This is a genomic window from Streptomyces sp. A01 (assembly GCF_059026195.1).
Window position 1 is genome coordinate 70,995 of record NZ_JBWLKN010000015.1, and the last position, 17,870, is coordinate 88,864.

Sequence of the window (17,870 nt, forward strand, 5' to 3'; positions counted from 1 at the left end):
CCAAGAGCCCTTGTCAGGGCGTGCCACAGGCTGATGAGCTATGAGCTGGGACACATCGGGCACCCTGGGAATGGGAGAAGTCGTGAGCAACGAAAGCCTCGCCAACCTGCTTCGGGAAGAGCGGCGTTTCGCGCCGCCCGCCGACTTGGCAGCGAACGCCAACGTCACCGCACAGGCATATGAGCAGGCGAAGGCTGATCGGCTGGGCTTCTGGGCCGATCAGGCCCGGCGTCTGAGCTGGGACACCGCACCGACCGAGACGCTGGACTGGTCGAACCCACCGTTCGCGAAGTGGTTCGCCGACGGCAAGCTGAACGTCGCGTACAACTGCGTCGACCGGCACGTGGAGAACGGGCTCGGTGACCGCGTAGCCCTCCACTTCGAAGGTGAGCCCGGCGACACACGCGCCATCACCTACGCCGAACTCCAGCGGGAGGTCTCACAGGCCGCCAACGCGCTGACCGAGCTGGGAGTAGCGGCTGGTGACCGGGTGGCCATCTATCTGCCGATGATCCCCGAAGCGGTCGTCGCGATGCTGGCCTGCGCCCGCATCGGCGCGCCCCACTCGCTCGTCTTCGGTGGCTTCTCAGCCGATGCGCTGGCGACGCGGATCAACGACGCCGACGCCCGGGTCATCATCACCGCGGACGGTGGTTACCGGCGTGGCAAGCCGTCCGCGCTCAAGCCCGCCGTCGATGAGGCGCTGACCCGCCCCGGCACGGAGAACGTGCGCAGCGTGGTCGTCGTCCGGCGCACCGGCCAGGACACGGCGTGGACCGAGGGCCGGGACTTGTGGTGGCACGAGGTGGTCGGCCGCCAGCCGGACCAGCACACCCCGGAGGCGTTCGAGGCGGAGCACCCGCTGTTCATCCTCTACACGTCCGGCACGACAGGTAAGCCCAAGGGCATCCTGCACACCACCGGCGGCTATCTGACGCAGGTCGCGTACACACACAACGCCGTCTTCGACCTCAAGCCGGAGACCGACGTCTACTGGTGCACGGCGGACGTCGGCTGGGTCACCGGTCACTCGTACATCGTCTACGGGCCGCTCGCCAACGGCGCGACGCAGGTGCTGTACGAGGGCACGCCGGACTCCCCGCACCAGGGGCGCTGGTGGGAGATCGTCCAGAAGTACGGCGTCACGATCCTCTACACCGCCCCCACCGCGATCCGCGCCTGTATGAAGTGGGGCGACGACATCCCGGCGAAGTTCGACCTGTCGTCGCTGCGCGTCCTGGGATCGGTGGGCGAGCCCATCAACCCGGAGGCCTGGATGTGGTACCGCAAGCACATCGGCGCCGACCGCACGCCAGTCGTGGACACCTGGTGGCAGACGGAGACCGGCGGCATGATGATCAGCCCGCTGCCGGGCGTCACCGCGACCAAGCCGGGATCGGCGCAGGTACCGCTCCCCGGCATCGCCGCGACGGTGATCGATGACGACGGGAACGAGGTGCCGAACGGTTCCGGCGGCTACCTGGTCCTGACCGAGCCGTGGCCGTCCATGCTCCGTACGATCTGGGGCGACGACCAGCGCTACCTGGACACCTACTGGTCCCGCTTCGCCAACCGCTACTTCGCGGGCGACGGAGCGAAGAAGGACGAGGACGGCGACATCTGGCTGCTCGGCCGGGTGGACGACGTCATGCTCGTCTCCGGCCACAACATCTCCACGACCGAGGTGGAGTCGGCGCTCGTCTCCCACCCCAAGGTCGCCGAGGCCGCGGTCGTCGGGGCGACCGACCCGCAGACCACTCAGGCCATCTGCGCCTTTGTGATCCTTCGCGGCAGCGCGACAGAGGACGAGGGCCTGGTCGACGAGTTGCGGGCGCATGTCGCCAAGGCTCTGGGCCCGATCGCCAAGCCCAAGCGCATCCTGCCGGTGGCGGAGCTGCCCAAGACCCGTTCCGGGAAGATCATGCGGCGGCTGCTCCGCGACGTCGCCGAGAACCGGGCCCTGGGTGACGTCACCACGCTGACCGACTCCTCCGTCATGGGCCTCATCCAGTCGCAGTTGCCGGGAGCCGCCAGCGAGGACTGAGCAGTAGCGGCCTGCCCGCTGGACCAGCGGCGGGCAGGCCGCCCCCATGGGGGCCATCGTCGGCACGGGTGCGGATGCGGGGTGCGGGTGCGGCTTGGCGGATCGGGTCTCCACCAGCCGCTGAACAGATCATGGCCGAGCCACCACCGGCACTGGCTCGGCCGATGCTGCCCGCGGCCGCGGCCCGCCCCCGCCCGCGGTCCACCGCCCGCGGTCCACCGGCCCCCATCCACCGGTCGCAGCCAGTGCGCGCAGCCCACCACTCGCAGCAGCAGCCGCAGCGACCCGCCCCGACGGCGCCCCGGTCGGCGCCCCCGGCGGAGCACGGTCGGTCTTGCCGCCCACGGAGAGTGTGATGCTTCCCTCTGAGCGAGGACGACAAAAGGCCAGCCCAGCAGTGCGCACAACCGCGTGGCCCGCAGGCATGGCCCCAGGACGCCAGAGCGCGCCCCTCGGCCATTGCGGTTAAGGTAGGTGCCGTCGCGTTAAATTGGCGATAAAAATACAGGGCGCGCCGGGAAGTCTGGTCGGCATACGGAACACGTGTATCCGCTGCCAGCTCTCAGGAGGTCCACTCACCGTGGCCGCGCCCAGCAACAACCGCAAATTTCTTGGACGCCTCTCCCTCCCTGAGCGGACCTACGTCGCGGACGCGCTGCGCGCGGAGACTGTGGGCGGCGTACTCCTCCTCGTCGCCGCCATCGCGGCACTGATCTTCGCGAACACCCCGCTCAGCGGCACGTACGACGACGTCAGGAACTACTCCCTCGGTCCCAGCTCGCTCCACCTGAATCTGACGGTCGGTGCCTGGGCGCAGGACGGCCTGCTCACCATCTTCTTCTTCGTCGCCGGCATCGAATTGAAGCGCGAACTCGTCGCGGGCGAGCTGCGTGACCCCAAGGCAGCCGCACTGCCGGTGGTCGCCGCGATATGCGGCATGGCCGTACCCGCCCTCGTCTACATCGTCGTCTCCCAGACCGGCGGCGGCAGCCTCGACGGATGGGCGGTGCCCACGGCCACCGACATCGCGTTCGCCCTCGCCGTGCTCGCCGTCATCGGCACCGCACTGCCCGCCGCGCTGCGCGCCTTCCTGCTCACCCTCGCCGTCGTCGACGACCTCTTCGCGATCCTGATCATCGCGGTCTTCTTCACGACAGACATCAACTTCGGCGCACTCGCCCTGTCCGTCGTCGGCCTGGCCGTGTTCTGGACGCTGCACCGCAAGGGCGTGCGCGGCTGGTACATCTACGTTCCCCTCGCCTTCGTGATTTGGGCCCTCATGCACGCCAGCGGGGTGCACGCCACCGTCGCCGGTGTTGCGATGGGGCTGATGCTGCGCTGCACCGTACGAGAGGGCGAGGAGCACTCCCCCGCCGAGCACATCGAGCACCGGGTGCGCCCGCTGTCGGCCGGCTTGGCCGTGCCACTCTTCGCCCTCTTCGCGGCCGGCGTCTCCATCTCGGGCAAAGCGGTCGCCGACGTGTTCACCAAGCCGGAGACGCTCGGCGTCGTCCTCGGCCTCGTCGTCGGCAAGACCGTCGGGGTCTTCTGCGGCTCCTGGCTCGCCGCCCGGTTCACCAAGGCCGAGCTGAACGAGGAACTGGCGTGGGCGGACGTTCTGGCCGTCGCCTCGCTCGCGGGCATCGGGTTCACCGTGTCCCTCCTCATCGGTGAACTCGCCTTCCCCGAAGACCCCGTACTCGCCGATGAGGTCAAGGCGGCGGTGCTGATCGGTTCGCTGCTCGCCGCGGTCTGCGCTTCCGTCCTGCTCAAGCTGCGCAACGACAAGTACAGGAGGCTGTGCGAGGAGGAAGAGCGAGACGAGGACGAGGACGGCATCCCGGACATCTACGAGATGGACCAGCCGGAATACCACCTCCGAATGGCCGCGATCCATGAAAAGAAGGCCGCTGAGCACCGCAGACTTGCGGAAATGGCGTCCTCCCAGGGCACCGACAGCGAGGGTCCGGCATGATCTGAGAGGCTTCAGGTCCGCAGTAGCCCGAAGAAGCTCCGCAGCACGTCCGTACGCGGCCCGCAGCGGGCCGGCAGAAGAGAAGACGAGGGAGATAGGCGATGAGCGCAGCCGACGACGGCGGAAACCGCAGCCTCGGGCAACTGGTGGCCACGGCCACCAGTGAACTGTCCGCACTGGTACACGACGAGATCGCCCTGGCCAAGGCGGAACTGCGGGAGGACGCCAAGCGCGTCGCGTTCGGCAGCACCGCCGCGATCGTGGCCGGAGTCCTGCTGCTCTTCTCCTTGCCGGTGCTCAGCTTCGCCCTCGCGTACGGCTTCCACGCGTGGACCGATCTTGGTCTGGCCTGGTGCTTCCTGATCGTGGGCGGGATCTACTGGTTCGTGGCGCTGCTGCTCGGCGCCATGGCCCTGCTGAAGTTCAAGAAGGTCAAGCCGCCGGAGAAGTCCATCGCCTCGGCCAAGGAGACCGCCGCCGTACTCGGCAACGCGAAGCCGCACCCGCGCGCGTCGGTCGGCCTCTCCCCCTCTGGCGCCCATGTTGTGACACGCTCGTCTGTATGACGGCCCCCGATTCCCCCGCTCGGCTTTCCTCCGGCGTACGACTCGACGGCCCGTGGACACACCGGCATGTCGCGGCGAACGGCGCGAGGTTCCATATCGCCGAGATGGGGGACGGCCCACTCGTTCTCCTGCTGCATGGCTTTCCGCAGTTCTGGTGGGCCTGGCGGCACCAGCTGCCGCGGCTCGCCGAGGCAGGTTTCCGCGCGGTCGCGATGGACCTGCGCGGAGTGGGCGGCAGCGACCGCACGCCCCGGGGCTACGATCCCGCCAACCTCGCCCTCGACGTCACCGGCGTGATCCGCTCGCTGGGCGAGCCGGATGCCGCGCTCGTCGGCCATGACCTGGGCGGTTACCTGGCGTGGACGGCGGCGGTGATGCGTCCGAAGCTCGTACGGCGGCTCGCCGTGTGCTCGATGCCGCATCCGCGCCGCTGGCGTTCGGCCATGCTGACCGACGCCAAGCAGAGCCGGGCGAGCAGCCACGTCTGGAACTTCCAGCGGCCCTGGCTGCCGGAGCGGCAGCTGGTCGCTGACGACGGAGCCCTGGTGGGAGGGCTGATGCGGAACTGGTCCGGGCCCCGCCAGCCGGACGACGCCTCGGTTGAGATCTACCAGCAGGCGATGAGCATTCCCTCGACCGCGCACTGCTCCATCGAGCCCTACCGGTGGATGATCCGCTCCCTCGCCCGACCGGACGGCGTCCAGTTCTACCGACGGATGAAGCGGCCGGTGCGCGTACCCACCTTGCACCTGCACGGCTCGCTCGACCCGGTGACGCGTGTGCGCAGCGCGGCGGGGTCCGGCGAGTACGTCGAGGCGCCATACCGTTGGCGGCTCTTCGACGGGCTGGGACACTTCCCTCCTGAGGAGGACCCGCTCGCCTTCTCGGCGGAGCTCGTCAACTGGCTGAAGGACCCCGAACCCGACCGGTGAGACCAGTCGCCGCGCGCGACATGCGAGGACGGCACAAGCCCGCTCGGGAGCGGCCGGAGCCCTCGGAGATACGCCTGTACGGGGCGAAACGGCCGAGCGGCGGCGCGTACCAGCGGGTCGATTCAGGCACACGTTCGACGAACTGCCAATTGCCCCTCGCATAGGCCAATTGACGGACCCCCGGGCGATTACCGACCTTGGGGCACGGGCAGAGTGCCGGGTATGGGCTGGACGCACGACTACCGTGACGCAGCGAACGACCGCGGCCCCGACGCCGCGCTAACCGTCTCCGATCGGGGCGGTCCCGGACATCCGCCGGGCCATGATCCCCGCATCGGCATTCCGCGTATCATCCGCCGCCGCGCCCGATGGGTGTCGGCGCGGCTGCGCCATCCGCGCAGCCGCTAGCACCGCCGCTAGGCAACGCTTCACCCATCACAGCGTTCCCCTCACCCGCCGCCATACGCGCGCACGCCGCGCGCTGTGGCGCGGGCACGAGGGGCACGTGATGCGCTCGGATGCCCGGCGCGCGGCGCACTCGCGAGGGTGCGCGCTGCGCCGCGCGTGCCTGCGGTCGCGCGCCGGGTGTGTGCGCCGGTGTGGCATGCCCGCGTGCGGGCGTACGCACCACCACGCGCCACATCCGTGCCCGACGCCCGGTGTCCGTTCCGTGGGCAACGGGTGGGCGCCGCGTCGGTGTGCTGGCGTGCGCCGAACACGGGTGGAGTGGGGTGCCGGCGCGTGTGCCGCGCCCGTGATCCGTACCGCCGGCGCGCGGAACGTCCACGGGCGCTGAGGCGTGCGCCCAGTGGCTGGCTCTTGCTGAGCATGGTGTGCGCCCAGCGCGCCCGTGGTTGCCCGGGCCCGGCTACCGCTGTGTGCTACCCCTGTGTGGCGTGCGCCCGGCCTGTGACGTGCGCCCGGCCAAGGGCGCGCCCGCCTGCGTGCGCCTCGCGCCCTCTCAGCCGGGCCCGTGCCGGGCACGGGCTCAGAGGGCGCAGCCTTCTGTGTCCACCTGTTCGTCGGCCGAGCGCCCCTTCGTGATGTCCTCGCGCACTTCGCTCGCCGTCAACGCGTATCCGGTCTTCGTGTCATCGAGGGAGCGGGCGAAGACAACGCCGTAGACGCGGCCCTGCGGGGTCAGCAGGGGGCCGCCTGAGTTGCCCTGCCGCACGGTCGTGTAGAGCGAGTAGACGTCGCGGTGAACGGTGCCCCGGTGGTAGATGTCGGGGCCGTTTGCCTGGATGCGGCCGCGGACGCGGGCGGCGCGCACGTCGAAGTCGCCGTTCTCCGGGAAACCGGCGACGATCGCGCCGTCACCACTGCCCGCGTCGCCCTCGGCGAACGTCAGCGCGGGCGCCCGCAGCGCGGGCACGTCGAGGACGGCGATGTCGCGCTTCCAGTCGTAGAGGACGACCTCAGCGTCGTACAGCTTGCCTTCGCCACCGATCTGGACGGTCGGCTCGTCGACGCCGCCGACGACATGGGCGTTGGTCATCACCCGGTGCGGCGAGAAGACGAATCCGGTGCCTTCGAGGACCTTGCCGCAGCCAGGGGCGGTGCCCACGACCTTCACGATGCTCTTCTGCGCGCGGGCGGCCACAGGGCTCCGGGCGAGCTTCGGATCGGGCGCAGGCACCGCGGTGATGGGTTCGTTGGCGAACGGCGAGAACACCTGTGGAAAACGGTTCTGCGAGAGGACCGAGCTGAAGTCGGCGAACCAGGTGTTGGCTTGCTCCGGCACCACGCGGGCCACACCGAGCAGCACCTTGGAGTTACGGACCTCCTTGCCCAGGGTGGGCAGCGAGGTCCCGGCGATGGCGGAGCCGATCAGCCAGGCGACGAGCAGCATCGCCACCACGTTGACGAGGGCGCCGCCCGTGGCGTCGATGGCGCGTGCTGGAGACCATGTGATGTACCGGCGGAGCTTGTTGCCGAGGTGGGTCGTGCACGCCTGCCCGATGGAGGCACAGACGATCACGATCACGACTGCCGAGACCGCGCCGAACGAACCCGGCGTGGCGTTGTCGGTCGTCTGGTCCCAGATCACGGGCAGCAGATACACGGCGACCAAGCCGCCGCCGAGGAACCCGATGACGGACAGCACGCCGACAACGAAGCCTTGGCGGTACCCGACGACCGCGAACCAGACGGCGGCGAGGAGCAGCAGAATGTCCAGCACGTTCACTGGGCCACCGTCTCACGCACGCCAGTCGAGCGGGACGTGCCGATCACGATCCCACGGCCGTTCCCAGCCGGCGTAGTGCAGGATGCGGTCGATGACCCCGGCGGTGAACCCCCAGACGAGGGCGCCGCCGACGAAGAACGCCGGTCCCTGGTGACCGCTCGGATGGACGGCGACGGCCCGGTTGGCCGGGTCCGTCAGCTCCACCACCGGCACGGTGAACACCCGGGCGGTTTCCGCCGAGTCGACCGGCGCGACCGGGCTGGGCCGCCGCCACCAGCCGAGGACCGGCGTCACGACGAACTCGCTGACCGGGATGTACAGCCGGGGCAGTACGGCGAACAACTGCACGCCGGACGGATCGAGCCCGGTCTCTTCCTCGGCTTCACGCAGCGCCGCGCGCAGCGGCCCCTCACCGGCCGGATCGCCGTCTTCGGGGTCGAGCGCGCCACCAGGGAAGGACGGCTGGCCCGGATGCGACCGCAAGGTCCCCGCACGCTCCATGAGCAGCAGCTCGGGCCCGGCACCCGCCCCGGCCGCGCCCTCCGCGCCGTCTCCGTCCCCGCCGTCCGCACCGGCCCCGAAGAGCACGAGCACGGCCGACTGCCGCCCGGCGCCGCTCGCCGGCGGCAGGAAGCGGCTGAGCTGGAGCGGCTCGATCGTCTCCGCCGCGCGCGCTACGGGCATCAGCCACTCGGGCAGTCCACGCCCGCTGACGATGACCTCGCTGTGGCGGGCGCCAGCCGGGCCCCGCGGGCCCCCCGCGCCACTGCTACCGCCCCGGCCGCCGTCACCGCGGCCGATATCACCGCGCCCGCCATCACCCCGGCCGTTGTCTCTGCGCTCGATGTCACCGCGGTCGGTGTCACTGCGGTCGGTGTCACTGCGGTCGGTGTCTCCGCTGCGGCCCTGCCGCGCGCCGTAGGAGCCTGCCGCGCCGCCTGGAGAGCTCGCGGCGGCCGTTTCGTACGAGGCGCCCGGGTCGTAGGAGCGTCCTGTTCCGTACGAACCGCCACTGCTGTACGAACCGTCACTGCCGTGCGAGCTGCCGCCGTCGTAGGTGCCCGTCACTCGGCCCCCAGCGGCGGAGCGGGCTGGCCGGGGAATCCAGCCGGAGGTCGCAACCGCTGACCCGGCTGGCCACCCATCTCGTACTTGAGCAGCTTCCGCGCCTTCTCGGGGTCGGTCTCTCCCTCGCCGTAGGACGGGCAAAGGGGAGCTATCGGGCAGGCGCCGCACGCGGGCTTGCGCGCATGGCAGATCCGGCGGCCGTGAAAGATGATCCGGTGCGAGAGCATCGTCCACTCACCCTTCGGGAAGAGCGCGCAGACCTCGGCCTCGACCTTCTCCGGGTCTTCCTGCGCGGTCCACTTCCAGCGCCGCACCAGCCGCCCGAAGTGTGTGTCCACGGTGACCCCCGGCACGCCGAAAGCATTCCCCAGCACCACATTCGCCGTCTTGCGCCCTACGCCCGGCAGACTCACCAGGTCTTCAAGCCGCCCCGGCACCTCGCCGCCGAAGCGGTCGCGGATCGCGGCTGACAGGCCCAGCAGCGACCGCGCCTTGGCCCGGAAGAAGCCCGTCGGGCGGATCAGCTGCTCCAGTGCGTCCGGGTCGGCGGCGGCCATGTCCTCCGGCGTCGGATAGGCCGTGAACAGGGCCGGGGTTGTCTGATTCACCCGCAGATCAGTGGTCTGGGCGGACAGCACCGTCGCCACCAGCAGCTGAAACGGGTCCTCGAAGTCCAGCTCAGGGTGCGCGTACGGGTACACCTCGGCCAGTTCTCGGTTGATCCGCCGCGCGCGGCGGACGAGCGCGAGCCGCGACTCTGGTTTGTTCGGTTTGTTACCCTTAGCGGCTTTCATGGTCTCGGCAGGAGGCTGTTCGCCCACAGCGGAATTACCGGACCCGGCCGCCTTCCCCCTGCTTCCGTCGGAGGGCCCCGCGGGCCCCTTGCCCTGTGCTCTCACCGGCGTATTGGACACTCGGCCAGCGTAAGGCCAGGCACCGACATCCGCCCCGACCGCAAGAAAACCACTGCCCAATCGCACCCCTGCCGTAGGGTCCTTGATGCCGGTGCGTCAAACTTGTGATTGATCGCACTGTTTTACCGTCCGGCATCATGGGGACCACGGTCCCCTGTGCATGTCGACAAGGAGAGATCTCGTGGACGACGTTCTGCGGCGCGCCCCGCTCTTCGCGGCGCTCGATGACGAGCAGGCCGCTGAGCTGCGCGCCTCCATGGGGGAGGCCACCCTCGCGCGGGGTGACGCGCTCTTCCACGAAGGGGACCCTGGCGACCGCCTGTACGTGGTCACGGAGGGCAAGGTGAAGCTGCACCGCACCTCCCCCGACGGCCGCGAGAACATGCTGGCCGTCCTCGGCCCCGGCGAGCTGATCGGCGAGCTGTCGCTGTTCGACCCCGGACCGCGCACCGCTACAGCTACGGCCCTCACAGAGGTAAAGCTGCTCGGCCTGGGTCACGGCGATCTTCAGCCCTGGCTCAACGCCCGGCCAGAAGTGGCCACCGCACTGCTGCGTGCCGTCGCACGCCGCTTGCGCAAGACCAATGACCAGATGTCCGACCTGGTCTTCTCCGACGTTCCGGGCCGCGTCGCCCGGGCACTCCTCGACCTGTCACGCCGCTTCGGTGTGCAGTCGGAAGAGGGCATCCACGTCGTGCACGACCTGACACAGGAGGAGCTGGCCCAGTTGGTCGGCGCCTCTCGCGAGACCGTCAACAAGGCGCTCGCCGACTTCGCAGGCCGCGGCTGGCTGCGCCTGGAGGCGCGCGCGGTCATCCTGCTCGACGTCGAGCGGCTGGCGAAGCGCAGCCGCTGACGGCGCGGCGGCCAGCGGCACGGACACCTGTCCACGCAGCCCACGCGCACGGACGCGCACACGCGTGAGTACACCGTGGCGGCGCGGGGACGGGGACAGTTCAAGACAGCACAAGAAGTGAAGAAGTAAAAGCAGTAGAAGCGGTAAGGGGCACCCGTCAATGGCGGGTGCCCCTTACCGCGCTCTCGTTACCGTGCGCTCGCGCACGGACACGCCTCCAGCGCGTCATCGCGGCGTCGGCGCGCCATGACGGCGCCGGTGGGTCAGATCAGGCCGTGCTCGCCGAGGTAGGCGAGCTGGGCGCGTACGGACAGCTCGGCGGCGGGCCACAGCGAGCGGTCCACATTCGCGTAGACGTGGGCGACGACCTCGGGGACCGACCGGAAACCGTTCTCGACGGCCGTCTCCACCTGGGCGAGCCGGTTGGCCCGGTGCGCCAGGTAGTACTCGATGGCTCCTCGCGCGTCGGCGAGCACCGGCCCGTGCCCGGGCAGCACCGTACTGACGCCGTCGTCCACCGCGAGCGAGCGCAGCCGCCGCAGCGAGTCGAGGTAGTCACCGAGCCGCCCGTCAGGATGGGCGACCATGGTCGTGCCCCGGCCGAGCACCGTGTCCCCGGTGAGCACCGCGCCGTCGGCCGGCAGATGGAAGGACAGCGAGTCCGCCGTGTGCCCCGGAGTGGGGACCACCCGCAGCTCCAGGCCGCCGGTGGTGACCACGTCGCCCGCCTCCAGCCCCTCGTCGCCGAGCCGCAGCGCCGGGTCCAGGGCCCTCACGTGCGTACGCGTCAGCTCGGCGAACCGCGCCGCTCCCTCCGCGTGATCCGGGTGGCCGTGGGTCAGCAGCGTCAGCGCGACGCGCTTGCCCGCACGCTCGGCAGTGGCGATGACGTTGGCGAGATGGCCGTCGTCCAACGGGCCGGGGTCGATGACAACGGCGAGGTCGGAGTCCGGTTCGGCGATGATCCAGGTGTTGGTGCCGTCCAGCGTCATGGCGGAGGGGTTCGGGGCCAGAACGCACACGGCCCGCTCGGTGGCAGGGCCGCCGATGACGCCACCGCGCGGCTGGCCGGGGAGTGCGGCTGCGTAGGTCATGCGCTGGCTCCGTCAGAGGCAGAGGGCGGGACAGGGGCGCCAGGGCCGTCAGAGGCACCTGAGGCGGGTGCAGCGGGCTCTGCACGACCCAAGGCGGCAGGAGGACCGGAGTTCGGAGCGTCAGGAGAGGCGGAAGCGCCAGCAGGGACGCCAGAGTCAGTAGAGGGGGAAGAGGCCGAGGAAGCAGGTGGGGCGGTCGGGACGTGGCGGGTGAACTCCTCATGCCCCGGCCAGCTCAGCTCGATCTCGCCATCGCGCAGTACCGCCCGCGCGAGCACAGGCGTGAGATCGCGGTTCGCCCCGGCGGCCAGCGCCTCGGCGGCCGTCTCGTACGCCTCCAGACGCCGCAGCGTCGAGATGGTCGGCGGCATCATCAGCAGTTCGCCCCGGTCGTAACCGGCGGCCGCCTCCCGTGGCCGAATCCAGACCGTACGGTCCGCCTCCGTCGAGGCGTTCCTGGTCCGCTGGCCAGCGGGGAGCGCGGCGACGAAGAACCAGGTGTCGTAGCGGCGCGGCTCGAACTCCGGGGTGATCCAGCGCGCCCAGGCAGCCAGCAGATCCGAGCGGAGCACCAGGGAGCGGCGGGCGAGGAAGTCGGCGAAGGACAGGTCATGGGCGACGAGCGCGGCGCGATCCGCCTCCCAGTCCTCGCCGGTGATGTCGGCGACGACGGTGTCCGCGCTCGGCCCCGCCAGCAACACCCCGGCCTCTTCGAAGGTCTCGCGGACCGCCGCGCACACAATGGCCTGCGCCGTCGTCTCGTCAGTCCCCAGCCGTGCTGCCCAGTCCGCGCGGGAAGGACCGGCCCAGCGGGTGTCGCGCTGTTCGTCACGCACGTCCACTGACCCGCCCGGATAGGCGTACGCGCCTCCGGCGAAGGCCATGGAGGCGCGTCGGCGCAGCATGTAGACGGCGGGGCCCGTGTCGGCGTCCCGCAGCAGGAGCACGGTCGCCGCCTGGCGCGGAGCGGCGGGCTGGAGCTCACCGCTCGCGAGCGCCCGGATGCGCTCCGGCCACTCCGGCGGATACCAGGCCGCAGCCTGCGTGGCCCCGGCCTCGGTCTCAGCCTCGGCCCTGGCCTCTGCCTTGGCCTTAGCCTTAGCCTTCGGCATGGACGATCCCAGACCATTCGTAGTGGACATGGCCGGATGCTATGCGCTGGTGCGCGGATGTTCGAGAGGGAGCCGTTAAGGCCGGATGCACCCTCACCCCGGCGTCCGTACTCCCGTCACCGCCTCGCGCACCGGGCAGCGGCCGTGAGCCAGCGCAGCTCACAGCCGCACCAGCGGCGGCGCCCCATCCGTTCACCAGGCATCGAGTCGAGCGTCGTGTCAGCGCTCGCTGGTTCAGCTGGTTCAGCCGGTTCAGGAGTGCCGTGTCAGCGGTCGCCGGTCCCGGTGCCGTGTCAGTGGTCGCGTCAGGCGTCGACGACCTCGACCTGGAGCTCGATCTCGACCGGCGCGTCCAGCGGCAGCACCGTTACCCCCACAGCGCTACGCGCGTGCACGCCCGCGTCGCCGAGCACCTCGTGCAGCAGCTCGCTCGCGCCGTTGATGACACCGGGCTGCCCGGTGAAGTCCGTCGCCGAGGCGACGAAACCCACGACCTTCACCACGCGCGCGACCCGGTCCAGATCACCGATCTGCGACTTGACGGCGGCGAGCGCGTTGAGCGCGCAGATCCGGGCCAGCTCCTTGGCCTCTTCCGCGGTGACCTCGGCGCCGACCTTGCCGGTCAGCGTCAGCTTCCCTTCGACCATCGGAAGCTGGCCCGCCGTGTAGACGTAAGGGCCGGTCCGGACGGCCGGGACATACGCGGCGATCGGCGCGACGACCTCGGGCAGGGTCAGACCCAGCCCGGCGATCTTCTGCTCGACAGCGCTCATGCTGTCTTCTCCCGCTTGAGGTAGGCCACCAACTGCTCAGGGTTGTTCGGTCCCGGTACGACCTGGACGAGCTCCCAGCCGTCCTCGCCCCAGGTGTCCAGGATCTGCTTAGTCGCATGCACGAGCAGCGGCACGGTCGCGTATTCCCACTTGGTCATGGTGCCGACTGTAATGCCTCTCTCCGGGAGCCTCATGCGTAGCCCGGGAGGGGACTGGTTAGGCTCACTTACGTGAGCAGGCTCCATGTCGTTAGTGGCAAGGGCGGCACCGGCAAGACCACGGTCGCCGCGGCACTCGCGCTGGCTCTCGCCGCTGAGGGCAAGCGCACCCTGTTGGTCGAGGTTGAGGGCCGACAGGGCATCGCCCAACTCTTCGAGACGGAGGCGCTGCCGTATGCAGAACGCAAGATCGCCGTCGCTCCGGGCGGCGGCGAGGTACACGCCCTGGCGATCGATCCCGAGCTCGCCCTCCTCGACTACCTCCAGATGTTCTACAAACTGGGCGGTGCCGGGCGGGCGCTGAAAAAGCTCGGCGCCATCGACTTCGCCACGACGGTCGCGCCCGGTCTGCGGGACGTCCTGCTGACCGGCAAGGCGTGCGAGGCGGTACGGCGCAAGGGCAAGGACGGCCGGTACGCGTACGACTCCATCATCATGGACGCACCCCCGACGGGCCGGATCACCCGCTTCCTCAACGTCAACGACGAGGTCGCCGGGCTGGCCAAGATGGGCCCGATACACAACCAGGCGCAGGCTGTGATGCGCGTCCTCAAGTCCCCGGAAACGGCCGTGCACTTGGTGACGCTGCTGGAGGAGATGCCTGTCCAGGAGACGATGGACGGCATAGCTGAGCTGCGCGCCGAGGGCCTTCCGGTCGGCGGGATAGTCATCAACATGGTGCGGCCCGCGATCCTCGACGCGACGACCGTGGACACGGCCGGCGCCGAGCAGCGGGGGGAGATCGCGCAGGTACTCTCCCGCGTCGGCCTCGGCTCGGCGCGGTCGGGCGGCCGCGCCGAGCGGCTGGTCGAGCCGCTGCTGGAGCAGGCACGCGAACACGCGGAACGGGTGACGCTGGAGCGCGACCAGCGTGCCGAACTGGCGGATCTCGCTCTGCCTACCCATGAGTTGGAGCTGCTGACCGACGGCGTGGACCTGGCCGGTCTCTACCAGCTGGCGGCGGATCTACGGAAGCAGTGGGCGGCGTGAGCGGTCCCGCGCACGCCGTGGGCCGCGCGGGCGCGACACACCCGGCGGCGGCGCGCCCCACCGCCGCGGCCGCGGCCCCTGACAGGCACACGCACACGCACACGTGCGGGCGTGGGCACCGGCACGGGCACAGCAGGCACGAGCGCGTTGACGGCTACGAGCACGGGTACGGGCAGGAGGCGGCATGACCATGGACGCGGCGCCACGGCTGGAAGCCGACGCGGTGCTGGACGACCCGGGGACGCGCATCGTGGTGTGCTGCGGTTCCGGCGGTGTCGGCAAGACCACGACGGCGGCGGCGCTCGGCGTACGGGCGGCCGAACGGGGCCGGAAGGTCGTCGTCCTCACCATCGACCCGGCACGACGGCTGGCGCAGTCGATGGGCATCGACTCACTCGACAACGTGCCACGCCAGGTCAAGGGCATCGATGGTGCGGCGGGCGGCGAGCTGCACGCCATGATGCTGGACATGAAGCGCACCTTCGACGAATTCGTCGAGGCGCATGCCGACGCCGAGCGGGCCAACGCGATTCTGCGGAATCCCTTCTACCAGTCCCTGTCGGCTGGTTTCGCGGGCACGCAGGAGTACATGGCCATGGAGAAACTCGGCCAGCTCCGCGCCCGCGACGAGTGGGACCTGATCATTGTCGACACCCCGCCGAGCCGGTCAGCACTGGACTTCCTCGACGCGCCCAAGCGGCTCGGCTCATTTCTCGACGGCAAGTTCATCAAACTGCTGATGGCTCCGGCGAAGGTCGGCGGCCGGGCGGGGATGAAGTTCCTGAACGTCGGGATGTCCATGATGACGGGGACCGTCAGCAAGCTGCTCGGCGGCCAACTGCTGCGGGACGTGCAGACTTTCGCGGCGGCGATGGACACCATGTTCGGCGGCTTCCGGACGCGCGCTGACGCCACGTATCAGCTGCTCCAGGCGCCCGGAACGGCCTTCCTGGTGGTCGCCGCCCCCGAGCGGGACGCCCTGCGCGAAGCGGCGTACTTCATCGAGCGGCTCGACGCTGAGCACATGCCGCTCGCGGGGCTCGTGCTGAACCGGGTGCACGACAGTGGCGCGGCACAGCTTTCGGCGGAAAGGGCACTGGCCGCCGCAGAGAGCCTGCTGACGGCCGCAGCGGAGGACGCGGACGGGAACGGGAACGGGAAAAAAGCTGCGGTCAACTCAACAGAAAATCTTCCCGGCGGTCGCATTGTGGATCACGAGACCGGGCAAGTACGAGAAGGCCCCTCCAAACCCTTGGCACACCCTCCACACGACTCAGCAGGACCTATCGCAGACACAGTCGCACCGCCCTCCGACGACGGCCCTCACGCCGCGATCCACACCGAAAGCCGCACCACCGCCGCCACAGAATCGGCAGCTCGCCCGGCCGCTCCTGACGCCGAGGTCGTCTCTCTCCCGGAGACCACGGCGGAGACAGCGACCGGGTCCGCAGCCAACATCAGCGCAGCCACCATCAGCGACGAGCCCGGCGACGAACCCAGCGATGAGCTCGTTCCTGGCGACGCCCCCGACGCCGGACAGAGCGAGCTGCGGAGCACCGCTGCCGGTGCGGCTGGCGCAGAGCAGCTCACCGCGGCTCTGCTGCGCCTGCATGCCGAGCGCATGTCGGTGCTGGCCCGCGAGCGGCGCACGCGGGATCGTTTCACCGCGATGCACCCCGAGGTCCCGGTGGCCGAGGTCACGGCGCTGCCGGGCGATGTGCACGACTTGGCGGGGCTGCGGACCGTAGGCGAGCGCCTAGCCGCGCAGTAGCGGCACGGCAACGGTAACGACGGCGACGGCGACGGCGCAAGCCTGGCAGCCTGTGCCGCGCACACGGCTGCACGAACGGCGGAATCGCTGGAAGATTACGCCGCAGAACCGACCAGCCAGCCGCTCAAGCAGCCAGCAGCCGATCAGCCAGGGCCAGCGAACCGACCGGTACCAACGGCGCGCGGGCGCGACCCGATTCAGCCAGACACCAGCTCCCCGAGCCGCCCTACCCGGAAACCGTCATGTTCACGACTTCGTGCTCGTCCACCGTTCACGACTCTCGTGGCTCTCGCGTCTCTCGTTCTCGTCCACGACTCTCACGCTCGTCGTGCCTTCCGGTGGCTTCATTACCCGAATTACCCGAGTCGCAGGGGGGAGGTTCGCAAACGGGGCAACACGCCGGGCGCGCACAACAATGCGCTGCGCAGAGATCCGGCCAGAGAAAGCCACAGAAACAAGACGGTGTAACCCAACTGCGCGACTGCACAGGGCGCACGTCGGCTGTAACGCGCTGCCAAATACCGCACAGGACTCTGCCGGGCGAGCACTGGCCCAGCAGTGATCACCGCACGTCGGCTGACGGACTGTCGCGTCAAGCGGCGAGTTGCGGAGTCGCTGGCGGTCGGCCTGCGGTCAGCTGGCTAGCCGGACTGGCAGGCGCGATGCCCTCGCGATGAGCTGTTGGAGTGTCTGCTGCCGCTAACCAACGGCGGCGTAGTCGTTGTCGTACTCCTCCTCTTCGATGCAGACGGGCAGGATGCCCGCGCCGCGCTCGTATTCGGTGCGGGCGGTCTCCAGGAGTCTCCGCCAAGAGGTGACCGTCGGGCGGCGGCGTAGCAATGCTCTCCGCTCACGCTCGGTCATACCGCCCCACACGCCGAATTCAACGCGGTTGTCCAGCGCGTCAGCAAGGCACTCCGTACGCACCGGACACCCGGTGCAGACAGCTTTTGCCCTGTTTTGTGCCGCGCCTTGAACGAATAGTTCATCCGGATCGGTAGTGCGGCAGGCTGCCTGCGCACTCCAGTCGGTTACCCAGCCCATGCTGGCGCCGTCCTCTCCCGAATTGAGGCTCCCCCACGGCGACAAACGGCATATTCACCGTCGCCAGTTGAGGACGTTACGGAAGGTGGGCAGGGCGCAACACCCCCTGCGGGCCCAATCTTGGATGGCCCGAACGGACTATGCGTACGCGGCAGATCACCCAACGGAGTGAGCTGGCGACATAGGCGACCAACCCGGCAATTCGGGATAGTCTGCCCAGTCAGCGGGGGATACCTCAGGACACATGTCAGTAATACGGACAGGTCTCATCACTCACTGGAGTGACACGAGAGGTGTTGCGACAGCGTACGACTGGGGCTGGCGT

Annotated in this window: 16 protein-coding genes; 8 read left to right on the plus strand and 8 right to left on the minus strand. The window is 69.7% G+C overall.

Translation table 11 applies throughout. The features are described from left to right. Nucleotides 1-82 precede the first annotated feature (82 nt). From acs to AC5P1B_RS21200, 5 genes are all read left to right on the plus strand, one after another. Complete coding sequence (gene acs, locus AC5P1B_RS21180; RefSeq protein ID WP_493888894.1) at nt 83-2,044, plus strand: acetate--CoA ligase; 1,962 nt, start codon at nt 83-85, stop codon at nt 2,042-2,044. Between the two features lie 580 nt (nt 2,045-2,624). After that, nucleotides 2,625-4,019, plus strand: a complete 1,395-nt coding sequence (gene nhaA, locus AC5P1B_RS21185) for a Na+/H+ antiporter NhaA (RefSeq protein ID WP_493888895.1) — start codon at nt 2,625-2,627, stop codon at nt 4,017-4,019. Nucleotides 4,020-4,120: 101 nt separating this feature from the next. Continuing rightward, on the plus strand, nt 4,121-4,585 hold the full coding sequence (locus AC5P1B_RS21190) for a phage holin family protein (RefSeq protein WP_493888896.1): 465 nt from the start codon (nt 4,121-4,123) through the stop codon (nt 4,583-4,585). Continuing rightward, a complete protein-coding gene (locus AC5P1B_RS21195) occupies nt 4,582-5,517 on the plus strand; it encodes an alpha/beta fold hydrolase (protein ID WP_493888897.1) in 936 nt (311 codons plus the stop codon). The genes AC5P1B_RS21190 and AC5P1B_RS21195 overlap by 4 nt, the downstream gene beginning before the upstream one ends. A 222-nt stretch (nt 5,518-5,739) precedes the next feature. Beyond that, entirely contained in the window at nt 5,740-5,925 is a 186-nt protein-coding gene (locus AC5P1B_RS21200) for a hypothetical protein (protein WP_493888898.1), read from the plus strand. A 580-nt stretch (nt 5,926-6,505) separates the two neighbouring features. Here AC5P1B_RS21200 and AC5P1B_RS21205 read toward each other — a convergent pair. From AC5P1B_RS21205 to nth, 3 genes are all read right to left on the minus strand, one after another. Further along, nucleotides 6,506-7,705: a MarP family serine protease gene (locus AC5P1B_RS21205; RefSeq protein ID WP_493888899.1), complete on the minus strand. Its 1,200-nt coding sequence runs from the start codon at nt 7,703-7,705 to the stop codon at nt 6,506-6,508. A 12-nt stretch (nt 7,706-7,717) separates the two neighbouring features. After that, on the minus strand, nt 7,718-8,422 hold the full coding sequence (locus AC5P1B_RS21210) for an NUDIX hydrolase (RefSeq protein ID WP_493889002.1): 705 nt from the start codon (nt 8,420-8,422) through the stop codon (nt 7,718-7,720). 347 nt (nt 8,423-8,769) lie between these two features. Further along, nucleotides 8,770-9,567 carry an endonuclease III gene (nth, locus tag AC5P1B_RS21215; protein WP_493888900.1) on the minus strand — a complete coding sequence of 266 codons (798 nt, stop codon included), beginning with the start codon at nt 9,565-9,567 and terminating at the stop codon, nt 8,770-8,772. Between the two features lie 301 nt (nt 9,568-9,868). On the opposite strand from nth, the gene AC5P1B_RS21220 reads away from it, so the two are divergent. Next, entirely contained in the window at nt 9,869-10,543 is a 675-nt protein-coding gene (locus AC5P1B_RS21220) for a Crp/Fnr family transcriptional regulator (RefSeq protein ID WP_389412860.1), read from the plus strand. Between the two features lie 263 nt (nt 10,544-10,806). Here AC5P1B_RS21220 and AC5P1B_RS21225 read toward each other — a convergent pair whose 3' ends face one another. The 4 genes from AC5P1B_RS21225 to sp36 form a co-directional block, all read right to left on the minus strand. Then, entirely contained in the window at nt 10,807-11,637 is an 831-nt protein-coding gene (locus AC5P1B_RS21225) for an MBL fold metallo-hydrolase (RefSeq protein ID WP_493888901.1), read from the minus strand. Then, nucleotides 11,634-12,641 (minus strand): NUDIX hydrolase, encoded by a 1,008-nt coding sequence (locus AC5P1B_RS21230; protein WP_493889003.1) that lies wholly within the window; start codon nt 12,639-12,641, stop codon nt 11,634-11,636. Before AC5P1B_RS21230 ends, AC5P1B_RS21225 begins: the two co-directional genes overlap by 4 nt. A 413-nt stretch (nt 12,642-13,054) precedes the next feature. Continuing rightward, nucleotides 13,055-13,522, minus strand: a complete 468-nt coding sequence (locus AC5P1B_RS21235) for a RidA family protein (RefSeq protein ID WP_493888902.1) — start codon at nt 13,520-13,522, stop codon at nt 13,055-13,057. Beyond that, nucleotides 13,519-13,680, minus strand: coding sequence for a Sp36 family protein (gene sp36, locus AC5P1B_RS21240; protein ID WP_093601778.1), 162 nt, complete (start codon nt 13,678-13,680; stop codon nt 13,519-13,521). The genes AC5P1B_RS21235 and sp36 overlap by 4 nt, the downstream gene beginning before the upstream one ends. 72 nt (nt 13,681-13,752) lie before the next feature. Between sp36 and bagA the strand changes: the two genes are divergently transcribed. Both bagA and bagB read left to right on the plus strand, forming a co-directional pair. After that, complete coding sequence (bagA, locus tag AC5P1B_RS21245; RefSeq protein ID WP_493888903.1) at nt 13,753-14,730, plus strand: ATPase BagA; 978 nt, start codon at nt 13,753-13,755, stop codon at nt 14,728-14,730. Between the two features lie 190 nt (nt 14,731-14,920). Next, nucleotides 14,921-16,501: an ATPase BagB gene (gene bagB, locus AC5P1B_RS21250; RefSeq protein WP_493889004.1), complete on the plus strand. Its 1,581-nt coding sequence runs from the start codon at nt 14,921-14,923 to the stop codon at nt 16,499-16,501. Nucleotides 16,502-17,200: 699 nt separating this feature from the next. On the opposite strand, the gene AC5P1B_RS21255 is transcribed toward bagB, so the two are convergent. Continuing rightward, nucleotides 17,201-17,545, minus strand: coding sequence for a WhiB family transcriptional regulator (locus tag AC5P1B_RS21255; protein ID WP_493888904.1), 345 nt, complete (start codon nt 17,543-17,545; stop codon nt 17,201-17,203). Nucleotides 17,546-17,870 lie beyond the last annotated feature (325 nt).